The sequence below is a fragment of the Milkweed yellows phytoplasma str. MW1 genome, assembly GCF_000309485.1.
In the GTDB taxonomy this organism is placed as follows: domain Bacteria; phylum Bacillota_I; class Bacilli_A; order Acholeplasmatales; family Acholeplasmataceae; genus Phytoplasma.
The window spans coordinates 1-14,682 of the sequence record NZ_AKIL01000046.1 but is presented as its reverse complement, the minus strand read 5'-3'; the positions used below and the strand labels follow the sequence as shown (position 1 = coordinate 14,682).

Sequence of the window (14,682 nt, the reverse complement as noted above, 5' to 3'; positions counted from 1 at the left end):
AATAAAAAAAATAATCGATCAATTATTTTTTCAAGAAAGGTTTTATATAAACATGTTAAGTTTTCTTACAAAATTATTTGATTCTTCAAATAAATATTTAAAAAAAGCGAAAGCAATAACTACTAAAATTGAAAAATTAGAAGAAGAGATGCAACAACTAAAAGATGAGGATTTTCCTAAAGAAACAGAAAAATTAAAACAACGTTTTCAAGAAGGTGCTTCTTTAGATAGTTTATTAGTGGAAGCTTACGCTTTGGCGAGAGAAGCTTCCAGAAGAATAACTGGTTTAACACCTTATTACGTACAACTTTTAGGTTCTATCGTTTTACATCAAGGCCAAATAGCCGAAATGAAAACCGGAGAAGGTAAAACTTTAACTTCTGTTTTACCAGCTTATTTAAACGCTTTAAGTGGTGATTCAGTTCATATCGTGACAGTTAATGAATATTTAGCTAGTCGTGAAGCCGAAGGACAAATAGGCGATATTTTCCGTTTTTTAGGCATGAATGTGGGTTTAAATACTAAAGATAAAACCATTCCTGAAAAAAAATTAGCTTATCAAGCTGATATTCTTTATTCTACTAATAGTGAATTAGGTTTCGATTATTTAAGAGATAATATGGAAACTGATATTAATAATTTAATGATGCATCGTGATTATAACTATGTTATTATTGATGAAATAGACTCTATTTTAATTGATGAAGCCAGAACTCCTTTAATTATTTCAAGTAGCACTCAACAAGGAAAAAAGTTTTACCGTGATGCTGATCGTTTCGTAAAAAGCTTAAAACCAGAACATTATATGATCGATTTAGAATCTAAAACCATCGAATTAACTGAAGAAGGCGTACGCAAAGCTGAAGCTTTTTTCCAATTAACTAATTTATACAATAATTCTCACTCTTTATTATTGCACCACATTAAAAACAGTTTAAAAGCCGTTTTTATTATGGAAAAAAATAAAGATTATTTAGTGGATAAAGGACAAGTCTTAATTATTGACCAATTCACTGGTAGGATTTTAAATGGTCGTCAATTCAGTGATGGTTTACATCAAGCGATCGAAGCCAAAGAAGGATGTGTTATTAAAGAAGAAACAGAAGTTGCCGCCACTATTACTTACCAAAATTTCTTTAGAATTTACCGTAAAATGTCAGGCATGACAGGAACAGCTAAAACAGAAGAAAAAGAATTCGTTAATATTTATAAAATGAAAGTAGTGGAAATTCCTACTAATAAACCAATGATTAGAGAAGACGCTCCTGATTATGTTTTCGCTTCTGCTAAAGCAAAATGGCAAGCTTTATTAGGCGAAATTGAAAAAAGGCATGCTACACAACAACCTATTTTAATCGGAACGCCAACAGTGGAAGTTTCCGAAGAAATAGCTAAATATTTGAAAAAAAGAAAAATTAAACATGAAGTTCTTAATGCTAAAAACCACTCTAAAGAGGCAGAAATTATCGCTAAAGCTGGACATAAAGGTTCTATCACTATCGCTACTAATATGGCTGGTCGTGGGACTGATATCCGTTTAGGCGAAGGAGTAGTTGAATTAGGCGGATTAGCTGTTTTAGGGACCGAAAGACACGAAGCACGTAGGATTGATAACCAATTAAGAGGACGTGCTGGACGTCAAGGCGACCCAGGTTTTTCTCGCTTTTTCGTTTCCACTGATGATGATTTGGTGAAACGTTTTGGCGGTAACAGAATGCAAAAAATTATCGCTATGTTACAAAACAACAGTGGTTCTGATGAACCTATCACTTTAAAAATGTTTAGTAATTTTGTGACTAACATTCAGAAAAAAATCGAATCTTCTAATTATGATTACCGTAAATTTGTTTTACAATTTGATTCTGTTTTAAGATTGCAAAGAGAAATCATTTACCAACAAAGAAAAGAAATTTTAAAATCTGAAGAAGTAGATGTTTTAGTTGTAAACTTAATGAATAAAACTTTAAACAGTAATATTAATTACTTTTTAAAAAATAAAATGACCAATAAAGATGATGAAGGTATTAAAGAATTTATTACTTATTTAGAAACTTTATTTTTCCTTCCCAATACTTTTACGGTCCAAGATTTCCAAACTCAAGAAGAACCGCGTTTTCTTTTATCTTCTAAAGAAATAGAAGAAGTGGTGAAAAAAAAAGTAACGACTTTCTTGGAAGAGCAAAAAGCTAAATTACAAGTTATTGATGATAAGCAGTATTTTTATGTTTTAAGATACATTATGCTACAAAAAGTAGATTCTTATTTCAAACGTCATATTAATGATATGAGCATTTTGAGAAGAGGAATTAATTTTTTAAGTTACGGTCAACAAAACTCCTTAGTAGTTTATCAAGAAGAAGGGCAAAAGTTTTTCAACCAAATGATCGAAAATATAGCCCTTGAAGTAACGAAAACTATTTTAAAAAGTTCCGCTTTAACCGACCAATTAGTGGAATCCTTTCAAGAACAATTAATTTTCAACCGCTCTGATTCTGAAGACAATACTACGAAAAGGAAAAATAGAAAAATTAGAGGCTCTAGAAAACCTTGGAATTAAACTTTTTTATACCCCACAAATGAACATAATTTAAAACAGTCTTTTAAAAGAATTTTTATTTTTTGAAAATATTTTTAGTATTTGTGGAAAAAGATATTATCCGATAGAAGGAGAATAAAGTGAATAAAAACAAAAAGATAAAACCCCTATTGTTCCTTATAAAAGTAATCGTTTTTTAGATTTAGTTAATAAAGAACAAAACTCACTTTTAACATCTGAAGTCAATTATTCCGTTATTAACAAGACGATAGGCTTACTGAAGTGATTTTAGGAGATGTTTTTTCAAAGTCATCCCTAAAATTAAACAAACTTTTGAAGTTATTATCGCCGGATCCTCCTAGCGTGGGATAATACTAATCAAAACACCCTTCTTCTAAATTTTAACAAAATTCTTATGAAAATCCATTTTATCCCTTTGGAACTAACAAAAAACAAAACTTTATATCGATCAAATAAGATAACTTTACACATCAGCTTATTTTAATTTTTCTGGTCAAAAAAGGAAATAAACTTTAGGAAAATTCGGCAACCAAACCACTACTTATAAAGTTCATGAAAAAGGCGCTTTACCTCACGATGTGATTAAAATACCTGCTTTAGCAGGTGGAGCCAGTTTAAAAGAAAGATTTTTTTGCCGAACTTGTGAAAATAAAATTTTACCATCCAAAGAGTTAAAAAAACATTTAAAACACGATACAATAGTTTATCTTACACAAAAGCCTCAAGTCTTAACTGAAAAAATGATTAATTTAGTTATTCAAAAAACACACCAGGAAATGTTTTAATCCCTTTTGTAAGTTCTGGTTCAGAATTATTAGTAGCTAAAAGGATTAATTTAAATTATATCGGTATTGAAATAAATCCTGATTATGATTGTTTAACCGAAGAGGTTTTGAAAAATGTATACATTAACTCTTCAAATGTTGAACAATTTGGAAGCCAAATTAAAAAAAATTCATGATTTTTTTCATTATGCGAGTTGCAACTCTTTAAAATTAGAAGAATTAATTGTAAAAAACATTCAAGAAGATTCTTCAAACTCTGATAAGATCGAATAGATCTGCAACAGTCACAATGTAGAACATGATATTTTGATTAACGGCAAAACTCGTATTCAAATTAAATCTGGCAAAAACAAAAATTTAATTTAGTTTTTTCTAGACATAGGTTAAGTAAATTCAACGGCTATTTTAAACAAATTAATAATTTTCTGAACGGAATTGATTATTCATTCATCGCCGTTCCTTACAAAAGAAAAAAATGCAAAATGGTAAAAAAACATTTTTACGAAGTTATGCAATTTCAAAATAATATATTAAAAATTTCTGAAAACAATTCATGGGTTGAAAAAGCCATCAATTAACTAATTCTCATGGAGTGGTTTTTTTAATATATCCTTTTCAATGAGTTGGCCAATTGGGCGGCACATTCCTTTAGTTTTAATCCTCGCAAAGACTTATATGAATGAAATTTAAAAAAATTATTAAACAAAACGCCTATATGATAAATATTTAATTATTAAGATATGAGATGTAGGTTTTTCTTTTCTTACAATTTCCCAAGCGATGACAAAATTTTCAGATAAAAATTAAAAATAATTTGCTTTCTTATGAAAAAGAAGTTTTACTTAGTGTTAGTATTTTTTTACAATTAGAATATTTGTAAATATTCTAATTGTAAAAAGAAGCTTTTGATAATCCTTCGTTGCATAAAAAAGGACAAAATTTTAACACGGAGAAAAACGAAATGGAAAGATATGAAATTAACCAAACTCTAACCGCTTTGCAAATTGTTTTGCACAATTTAGAACAAAAAATCGATTTAAAAAACAAGAAAAAACAAATAGACGATTTAATGGCTTTAATGGAAAAACCTAATTTTTGGACCGAAAATAAAGACGCTATTGATATTAGTCAAAAACTTCATCAACTACAAAATAAAATTTCTAATTTTAATTCTTTAAAGAAAAAATACGATGATTTGGCGACTTTATTTGTACTAGTAGAAAATGAAAACGATAAGGATTTGCTTTTCCTTATTGAAGAGTTAAAACAAATTCAAAAAGAAATTAAAGATTTTGAAATTGAAGTTTTATTGAATCAACCTTACGATGAAAATAACGCTATTTTAATTTTACATTCAGGTGCTGGCGGAACCGAGTCGCAAGATTGGTGCGAAATGTTAACACGAATGTACCAAAAGTACGCTCAAAGAAAAAAATTTCAATACGAAATCCTTCATTCTCAACCAGGCGAAGAAGCGGGTTTAAAAACGGCGACTATCTTGATTAAAGGTCCGTACGCTTACGGATATTTAAAAGCTGAAAGAGGCGTTCATCGTTTGGTGAGAGTATCTCCTTTTGATTCCGGCGCAAGAAGACACACCTCTTTTGCTTCTTGTGAGATTTTACCTGAAATTAACGAAGATATTCAAATTGAGATTAAAGATGAAGATATCAAAGTAGATGTTTATCGCAGTAGTGGAGCTGGCGGACAACATGTTAATACAACCGATTCTGCCGTAAGAATTACTCATTTACCGACCAACACTGTCGTGACTTGCCAAAACGAAAGAAGTCAAATTAAAAATAGAGAAAAAGCTTTACAAATTTTAAAAACCAAATTATTACAAATAGCTTTAAAAGAACAAGAAGAAAGTAAAAAAAACTTTAACGGAGAACAAAAAGATATTAGTTGGGGTTCTCAGATTAGAAGTTATGTTTTTCACCCTTATCAAATGGTAAAAGACCATCGCACCAATTATGAATATTTTCAAATTGACGCTGTAATGGATGGTTTTTTAGACGATTTTATTAACGCTTTTTTGAGGCAAAAAAACGATTCTTAATAATAAAAAATTCTCATTAGAAAGGGCATAAAAAGATTATTCAATCTTTTTATATAATAATTATTTATGGACACCAATGTTTCCAATAAGAAAGATAACATTAAAAAATGGACAAGTTTGATTTTAAATGATATTGTCTTATCTATCGCTATTTATTTCTTTTTAATTTCTACTAATTTAAACACAGGAGGAATGAATGGCGTAGCTATGTTGATGGACAAATTTATTAAACCTGATTTATTTTCAACAAGTTTTTCTAATATTTCTGTTTTTATTTTCCTCACTCAAGTATTTTCCTTAATAGTTGGTTGGAAAGTTTTTGGTAAAGACTTCTTCACTAAAACCGCTTTTTTAGTTATTATTTTAATCGTCAGCGTTCCTCTTTTTGATTTGTTAACTGACAAGAATAAAGGTAAGATTTTTGATTTATTACATATAAAAAACATGTACGTTCAATTAGTTATTGCTTCTCTGATGAGCGGTCTTCTGATTGGAACTACGTTGGCAAACATTCGAAACCACGGTTATAATACTGGAGGAATGGATGTTTTTCATAAACTTTTAAAAGAAAAGTTTCAAATTAATTTCATTATTATTTTATTTATGACTGATGGTGTTTTAGTTTCAGTTGATTCTTTATTAAAAAGTATGGAAAATAAAAAAGAATTTGATGGAGCGGTTTTTTTGGAAACCGGGATTAGATTATTATTGTCTTTTATAACTATCATTATTATTGGTTATATCATGGAAAAGAAAAATAAAATTAATGTTGATATTGCCGATAACAAATAAAAAAGTCTTCAATTCTGAAAATAAAACACCTCATTAAAACTCAATATTAGGAAGGTTTTTCAACCCATGTATCACAACGGTTTTATTAAAATAGAATTATCCAATCCTGATTTGCACATCGGGAATCCCTTTAAAAATGCTGAAAGTATTCTTAAAGTTCTTAACCATAGCAAAGCTAGCTTTGTTTTATTTCCTGAATTATGTTTAAGTAGTTATACAGCTGGAGATTTATTTTTTGAAACTACTTTTTATCAGGAAGTTTTAGAATCTTTAAAATTTATCATGGAAAAAACCACTTTTGAAGGAGTTTATTTAGCAGGAATGCCTTTCTTTTTGGAAGAAGTTTTATTCAATGTCGCTGTGGTAATTCAAAAAGATAAAATTTTAGGCATTGTTCCTAAACACACTATTCCTAATTATAAAGAATTTAGCGAAAAAAGATGGTTTCATTCTGGCAAAACTATCCAAACACAAGAGATTGATTTTTTAGGACAAAAAGTACCTGTCGGTAATATTTTATTTATTAATAAAAAATTCGATATCAGTTTTGGGGCGGAGATTTGTCAAGATTTATGGACTATTGAATCTCCTAGCGATTTATTAGCTTTAAATGGAGCGGAATTAATTTTTAACTTATCTTCTTCTACCGAACATATCGGTAAAAAAGAAATGCGCACAAATGCGGTTATTAATCATTCTCGCAAACATATTGGTGGTTATTTTTACACTAGTAGTGGAATTACAGAATCATCTACTGATGTCCTTTTTTCTAACCATAAAATAGCCGCTGTTTTCGGTAATTTAATTGGTGAAAAAGATTTATTTAACCAAGATGATACTAGTTTAGTCGTTGATGTTTGTATTGATTCTATCAAACACCAAAGAAGAATTGATACCACTTTAGGTGATCAAAAAATCGGCAAAGAATATCCTTTTTTGAAAGCTTATTTCAATATTAAAGAATATGATAATTATGAATTTGAAAAACCTTTCCACCAAAAACCTTTCGTGGAAATGAAGGATTTAGAGGAACAATTAAAACTAGCGAACCATATTCAGTTTTTATCTTTACAAAGTAAAATATCACATATTAAAAATTTGAAAGTGATTTTAAAATTCGCTTCGCGTTTAAACGAATTATTGTCCCTTTTGGCAGTCGTACAAAGTTTTCAAGCTAGTAAAAAAACACTAGATGATTTGATTGTGATTATGGAAGATGAAAAAGATTTTCAACCTGATTTTGTTGCATTGATTAAAAACTTTTTAAACAACTTAGGGATTAAAAATATTCTTCTTGATAATGAGGATCGCCAACCCCAAGTTAAAGAATGGTTAAGCAAAGAATTGATTCATCACGCTTTAAGTAAATTTACCCCAAATCCTCTGATGTTGGACGATTCACAAATTTTAGTGTTAGAAAGTGATAATTTGTCAGATACGGCTTTAGGAAAAGTAAGTGAAAGAATCCATTATTATGATCAATTGTATAATGTTAATGTTGGTTTAACCCAAACTTTCATGATTGAATTAATTCTTTTCCATTTGAATAAACCTATCATTTCTATCACTCCTGAATTAAAAGTTTTTTACCAAGAACAGATAGAAAAATTTTTAACCCCTAATATCATCATAGAAGATTTTATTTTATATCATCATTTAAAAAATAATTTTTCTAAAGCAAAAATCGCTTTTTTAATCAAACACACTTTCTCTTTAAATGAGGAAGAAAGTTTAGTTTTAGTGCAAAATTATTTAAAAACTTTTTATCAGGCACAATACAAAAGGCAACAAATGTCCCCAGGACCTAAAATTTTAGAAAATAGCCTTTCACCAAGAACGGAATTTAAGTTACCTATTAATTTCCAACGAAAAGAGTGAAAAACGTAATTTATAGAAATAGAAGTATAGAATATGAAAAAAAAAGTGATTGTTGGTTTATCAGGTGGAGTTGATAGTAGCGTTACGGCTTTATTATTAAAACAACAAGGTTATGAGGTAGAAGGTATTTTTATGCGCAATTGGGATAGTAGTTTGAATTATGATGTTCAAGGTAATCCTAATATTAATGATGATGTTTGCCCGCAAACAGCCGATTTGAATGATGCTGCTGCCATCGCTAAACAATTAGATATTAAATTTCATCAAGTTGATTTTTCCGAAGAATATTGGGACCAAGTGTTTTCGTATTTTTTAAAATTATTAAAACAAAATTTAACCCCTAATCCCGATGTTTTATGCAATAATCAAATTAAATTTCTCACTTTTATCAAATATGCCGAACAATTCAATCCTGATTTTATCGCTATGGGGCATTATGTCAATATTACTCATAAAAAAGGTCAACCCATCTTAACTAAAGCTTGGGACGATACCAAAGACCAAACTTATTTTTTATCTCAACTTAAACAAAAACAATTAGATAAAATCCTTTTCCCTTTAGGAAAAATGACTAAAAAAGAAGTCAGAGAAATCGCCGCTAAAAATTCTTTAATAACAGCGAGAAAAAAAGACTCCACTGGTATTTGTTTTATCGGAGAACGCAAATTCAGTTCTTTTTTAAAAAATTATATTCCTGCTAAAAAAGGTCCTATTAAAGATATGAATGGCAAGTTTTTACAAGAACATGAAGGCATTTTTAATTATACTATTGGGCAAAGAAAAGGACTTAATTTAGGGGTTACTCAAGAAAATCAAGCTCCCTGGTTTGTCGTGGGTAAAGAATTGCTTACCAATACTTTGTTTGTGGACCAAAGTTATGACAGCCCTTACCTTTATAGCGATTCAACTTTAATCATTGATGTCGTGTGGAGAAATTATGATGTTTATCAAAATCATGGTAAAATGAAGATGATGGCTAAATTTCGTTATCGTCAACCCGATCAAGAAGTGGAACTTGTTTGGTTGGATAAAACAACTTTAAAAGTTTATTATCCCCAAAAAATCAAAGCTATCACGCCAGGGCAAATAGCGGCTTTTTATAAAGATGATTTTTGTATAGGAGCAGGAATGATTAAAGAAGTTTATTATCAAGAGAAAAAACTTTCATATGTTTAAACATTTTTTTATCCTTTAAAAATATGTTTTAAAAATTTAAAAAAATAGGTGATTAAAGTGCTTTTTAATACTACTGAAAGCCATAACATAGAAACAAAAGTTCATGAAGAAATTTTATTTCAAGAATTGATGCAAAAAGTAAAAAAATACATTCATGAAAAAACAGTCTTAGATAAAATTAATCAAGCTTATTTATTGGCTAAAAAAAAACATACAAATCAAAAAAGAGTAACGGGTGAAGACTTCATTATTCACCCTATTTCTGTTGCTATTATTTTAGCTGATTTGAATAGTGAACCCAATACTTTAATGGCTGGTTTATTACACGATTCTTTAGAAGATACGGATTTAACTTTTGATGAATTAAAAGATTTTTTAGGGGAAGATGTGGCTTATATAGTGAAAAGAACCACTAAATTAGCTAAACTTAGTTTTAACCCTAAACAAAGACAAGTGGAAAATCATCAAAAACTTTTTTTAGCTATGGCTAATGATATTAGAGTAGTTTTGGTAAAAATAGCAGATAGACTGCATAATATGCAGACTTTAAAAGAAATGAAGCCTGAAAAACAATTACATATTTCCCAAGAAACATTAGATATTTATGTTCCTTTAACCCATCGTTTAGGTCTTTTTAAAATTAAATCTCAATTAGAAGATTTAACTTTTAGATATATGAACCCTAAAGAATATTACCGCATTTCTAACCTAATTAACGCTAAAAAAAATGAACGCGAAAATTCTATCAAAAATATTATTAAAAATATTAAATCTTTGTTTTATAAGTCCGGCATTGTTGATTTTTACATTAGTGGACGTAGTAAAAATATTTATAGTATTTATAAAAAGATGAACCAAGGGCAAGTTAGTTTTGACGAAATTTTTGACTTATTAGCGGTTCGTATTATTGTGGATAAATTAGATGTATGTTATCAATGTTTAGGTATTGTTCATGCTCATTATTCTCCTTTACCAAGGAGATTTAAGGATTATATCGCTGTTCCAAAGCCTAATTTATACCAAGCCCTTCATAACACGGTTTTAGCCAAAGATGGTTCTATTTTTGAAATCCAAATCAAAACTAAAGAAATGGATGAAATTGCCGAAAAAGGAATCGCCGCCCATTGGGGCTATAAAGAAAACAAAGTTTATTCCAAAGACAATAAACAGTTGGAAATAACGCAAAAACTAAGATGGTACCAAGATTTAATTAAAATCACCAAAGATACTAAATATAAATCTCTACAAAATTCCAAAACTTTCGTAGATTCTATTAAAAATGATATTTTAAGCGAAAATGTTTATGTTTTTACACCGAAACAAGAAGTATTCGCATTTCCAGAAGGTTCCACGCCTATTGATTTTGCTTTCCGTATCCATTCTATGATTGGTTTTACCATGACAGGCGCTATTGTGAACGAAAAAATCGTTCCTCTTGATTATAAGCTGAAAAACGGCGATATTATCTCTATTAAAACAAATAAAAACGTTTTTAGAGCGCATAAGGATTGGTTGAAGATAGCGAAAACTTCTTATGTTAAAAAATTCATTAAAAACTTTTTAAATAAACAGAAAAAAGAAGTTTTAACTTTAATCCAAAATGGTAAAGAAATTTTAGAAAAAGAATTGCAAGCGCAAAAGAAAGATTTTAAAATTGACCACAATTTTGTTAAAAAAAGTTTTCACAAACAATCTATTCAAAATGTTAATGAATTATATGAAACTTTGGGAAGAAAAAAAATCACTCCTGATGTGGTGCTCGCTAAAATAAATTCTTTTGAAGAAATGAGAAAAGAATACGATAAATCACAAATTTCAAAAAACTTGAAAAAATTCACTTATGAAAACGAAACAGGTGTTTTTATTGAAGGATTAGATAAAACTAAATTAAAATTAGCGAATTGTTGCAATCCTATTTTTGATGAAAAAATAGTGGGCTTTATTACTAAAGATAAAGGCACCAACGTTCACCGTAAAGATTGCGTTAATTTACAACAATACGATTCTAACCGTCTTATTGTCGCTCATTGGCACCAAAATTATCAATTAAAATACGCCACTTGGCTTTTCATTATTGGTTCTTATAGTTCTTCTTTAATTGCTAATATTACTGATAAAGCTAATGTTTTAGGAATTAATATTTCTAAAATAAACATTATTAATAATAATAAATTATCAGAAACCACTATTAAACTGCAAATACTAGTAAAAAATATTTCTGAAATGGAAAAATTAATTTCTCATTTATTACAATTATCTAATGTTTATCAAATTTATAGAGGAACAAATTAAAAGGTTTATGGTTAAAAAAATAAAAGGAACTCACGATTTATTTCATGATGAGATGTCTAAATGGCAATTTATCGAAAAGAAGCTTAAAACTCTTTTTGAAACGTACAATTTTCAGGAAATAAGAACTCCTATTATCGAATATAAAGAAGTTTTTTATCGTGCTACCGAAAAATCCGATATAGTTAAGAAAGAAACTTATCAATTTCACGATAAAAAAGGTAGATTAATAGCTTTAAGACCGGAAGGGACGGCTTCTGTTATTAGAAGTTATATTGAAAATAAATTGGATCATCAAAACGAGTTAACTAAATTATATTATTTAGGTCCTTTTTTTCGTTATGAAAGGCCACAAAAAGGTCGATATCGTCAATTCCATCAAATAGGCGTTGAAGCCATTGGTGTGCCTAATTCTTTATCCGAAGTAGAAGTTATTATTTTAGCTTATGAATCTTTGTTAACTTTAGGGCTCAAGAATGTTAAAATTAAAATCAACACTTTAGGGGACCTCCCTACTCGTCAAAATTTTTTAACTATTTTTAAGAATTATATTGACCAAAATACTCAAAATTTATGTAGTTTATGTTTAGAAAGAAAAGAAAAAAATGTTTTACGTATTTTTGATTGTAAACAATGTTCCCAAAAAGATGTTTTAAAAAAAGCTCCTTTAATTTTAGATCACCTTTCTGTAGAAGCTAAAAATAAATTTGACCATGTTTTAGAACTTTTAAAAGAAGCTCGGGTTAATTACGAAATAGACCATCTTTTGGTAAGAGGTCTAGATTATTACACAGATACAGTTTTTGAAATTACCAATAATGACGACGCTAACCAAAATGATTTAGTTTTAGGCGGCGGTGGAAATTATAACGAATTAACCGAAGTTTTTGGTGGTAAAAAAACTCATTGTATTGGTTTTGCTTTAGGAATAGAACGTTTAATGATTGTCATGGAAGAGAATCATTTGTTCCCTGATGTCAGTTCCTCTGTTTTAGATGTTTATTTATTAGCGTTAGACCGAGACGCTTTAAAACCGGCCTTTATGTTGATGCAAAAAATCCGTCAACATGGTCTACAAACTAACATGAATTATGAAACAGGTCATTTCAATAAAAAGTTAAAAAAAGCTTTACAAACTAATCCTAAATACCTTCTTTTTATTGGTGAAAAAGAATTAAAAGATAACGTCTTAACAGTTAAAAATATAGCAGAAAAAAAAGAATATAAATTATCACCAGAACAAACAATCAATTTTTTAATAAAGGAATTAACAAGTGAAAACAAAATATAGTTACGATAATAACGAGATCACCCTTAACCAAAAAGGCGAACAAGTCTTTTTAAAAGGTTGGATCGAAAGAAAAAGAAATTTAGGTAATAAACTTTTTATTGATTTAAGAGATGTTTCGGGGATAGTTCAATTAGTGGTACTTAATGATCATCCTCAACATCAACAAATTGCTTTGACTAAAATCGAAACAGTGATTGAAGTTAAAGGTGAAGTGATAGAAAGAATCAATAAAAACCCTAATTTAATGACGGGGGAAATCGAAGTTTTAGTGCAAGAAATGTCTTTTCTTTCTGAAGCGGAGCACATACCTTTAAGTATTGTGGAAAAAAACGAAGCTTTAGAAGATTATCGTTTAAAATATCGTTATTTAGATTTAAGAAAAAAAGATAAAAAAAGTTTTTTAATTCAAAGACACGAAATTACTCAAAACATTAGACAAACTCTTTTAAATAATAAATTTTTTGAATTAGAAACTCCTTTATTATCAAAATCAACTCCTGAAGGGGCGAGAGATTATTTAGTTCCTTCACGCATTCATCCTCATCATTTTTACGCTTTGCCTCAGTCTCCGCAAATTTACAAGCAATTATATATGATTTCTGGCTTTGAAAGATATTTCCAAATAGCTCGTTGTTTTAGAGATGAAGATTTAAGATCAGATAGACAACCAGAATTTACTCAAATAGATATTGAGACTTCATTTTTCAGTCAAGAAAATTTAATGAATTTAACTGAAGAGATTATGACGAATTTGTTTGCCAAAATCTTAAACCAGCCTTTAACCACTCCTTTAGAACGTCTGTCTTTCCAAGAAACTATGAACTTGTATGGTTCAGATAAACCTGATTTAAGGTTTGATTTAAAGATCGAACCTTTAAATGCTTATTTTAAAGAAGATTTCGTTAATACAGAAGGAAACGAGAAAACCATTAAAGGGATTAAATTAAATTCTTCCCTTTCTTTAAACCTTTTAACAAGAAAAAAAATAGAAGAATATAAACATTTGATCAAAACCCAATTTAATTTAAATTTAAACCTTTTTAAAAAAAAAGACAATAATTTAAAAGGTAATTTAAGTCAATTTGTTAATGATGCTTCTTTTTTAGAAGAAGGCGAATGGTGCTTTATTATTAGTAACGATTTAAAAGGTCTTTCTTCAGAAGATCATTTGTTAAAAACATTAGGTTTTTTGAGAAATAAATTAGGTCATAATTTGAATTTAATCGACCCTAATAAAGAATCTTTATTGTGGATAGTGGATTTTCCTTTATTTGAATTTAATTCAGAAGATAATCGTTATTACGCTATGCATCATCCTTTTACAGCCTCTTCAGATATTAATATTTTAGAAAAACACCCTGAAAAAGCTCAAGCTCAAGCTTATGATTTAGTGTGGAATGGTTATGAAATTGGCGGAGGTTCTTTGAGAAATTATCAAAGTCACGCGCAAGAATTAATGTTTCAAAAATTAGGTTTTAGTAAAGAAGAAATTCAAAATCGTTTTGGTTTTTTAGTAGAAGCTCTAAAATACGGCACTCCTCCACATGGAGGCATTGCTTTAGGATTAGACCGTTTAGTGATGTTATTTACTAAAACAAATAATATTAAAAATGTTATTGCCTTCCCTAAAACTCAAAGTGCTCAAGATTTAATGATGGAAACACCTAGTTTAGTTGATCAAGAACAATTAGATGTTTTAAATATTCAATTAAAAAAGGACGCTGAAAAGAAATAAAATAGTATAATATTAAAAGATCCCTAAATAAGGGATCTTTTTTTTCTATCTCAAAACTTTTAGAAAGAAAATGATCTTATTTTGATATAGAAAAAATATAAATATTAAAAAGAGATA

General features: G+C 28.9%; 10 protein-coding genes. All 10 read left to right on the top strand.

Annotation, left to right across the window (positions count from 1 at the left end):
• Positions 1–52 precede the first annotated feature (52 nt).
• Complete coding sequence (secA, locus tag RI76_RS01095) at positions 53–2,557, top strand: preprotein translocase subunit SecA (protein ID WP_017192289.1); 2,505 nt, start codon at positions 53–55, stop codon at positions 2,555–2,557.
• Between the two features lie 578 nt (positions 2,558–3,135).
• Positions 3,136–3,342 carry a hypothetical protein gene (locus tag RI76_RS01090; protein WP_017192288.1) on the top strand — a complete coding sequence of 69 codons (207 nt, stop codon included), beginning with the start codon at positions 3,136–3,138 and terminating at the stop codon, positions 3,340–3,342.
• Between the two features lie 114 nt (positions 3,343–3,456).
• The gene (locus tag RI76_RS03145; RefSeq protein ID WP_017192287.1) at positions 3,457–3,615 is read left to right on the top strand and encodes a hypothetical protein; all 159 of its coding nucleotides are present in this window, start codon (positions 3,457–3,459) and stop codon (positions 3,613–3,615) included.
• A gap of 688 nt (positions 3,616–4,303) precedes the next feature.
• Positions 4,304–5,404: a peptide chain release factor 2 gene (gene prfB, locus RI76_RS01085; RefSeq protein WP_026072035.1), complete on the top strand. Its 1,101-nt coding sequence runs from the start codon at positions 4,304–4,306 to the stop codon at positions 5,402–5,404.
• Positions 5,405–5,521: 117 nt separating this feature from the next.
• On the top strand, positions 5,522–6,196 hold the full coding sequence (locus RI76_RS01080; protein WP_261974328.1) for a YitT family protein: 675 nt from the start codon (positions 5,522–5,524) through the stop codon (positions 6,194–6,196).
• Between the two features lie 66 nt (positions 6,197–6,262).
• Entirely contained in the window at positions 6,263–8,074 is a 1,812-nt protein-coding gene (locus RI76_RS01075; protein WP_017192283.1) for a nitrilase-related carbon-nitrogen hydrolase, read from the top strand.
• A 33-nt stretch (positions 8,075–8,107) separates the two neighbouring features.
• A complete protein-coding gene (gene mnmA / locus RI76_RS01070; RefSeq protein WP_017192282.1) occupies positions 8,108–9,250 on the top strand; it encodes a tRNA 2-thiouridine(34) synthase MnmA in 1,143 nt (380 codons plus the stop codon).
• 57 nt (positions 9,251–9,307) lie between these two features.
• Positions 9,308–11,542 (top strand): RelA/SpoT family protein, encoded by a 2,235-nt coding sequence (locus tag RI76_RS01065; RefSeq protein WP_017192281.1) that lies wholly within the window; start codon positions 9,308–9,310, stop codon positions 11,540–11,542.
• 7 nt (positions 11,543–11,549) lie between these two features.
• A complete protein-coding gene (hisS, locus tag RI76_RS01060; RefSeq protein WP_026072033.1) occupies positions 11,550–12,830 on the top strand; it encodes a histidine--tRNA ligase in 1,281 nt (426 codons plus the stop codon).
• Positions 12,814–14,565, top strand: a complete 1,752-nt coding sequence (aspS, locus tag RI76_RS01055) for an aspartate--tRNA ligase (protein ID WP_017192279.1) — start codon at positions 12,814–12,816, stop codon at positions 14,563–14,565. The genes hisS and aspS overlap by 17 nt, the downstream gene beginning before the upstream one ends.
• Positions 14,566–14,682 lie beyond the last annotated feature (117 nt).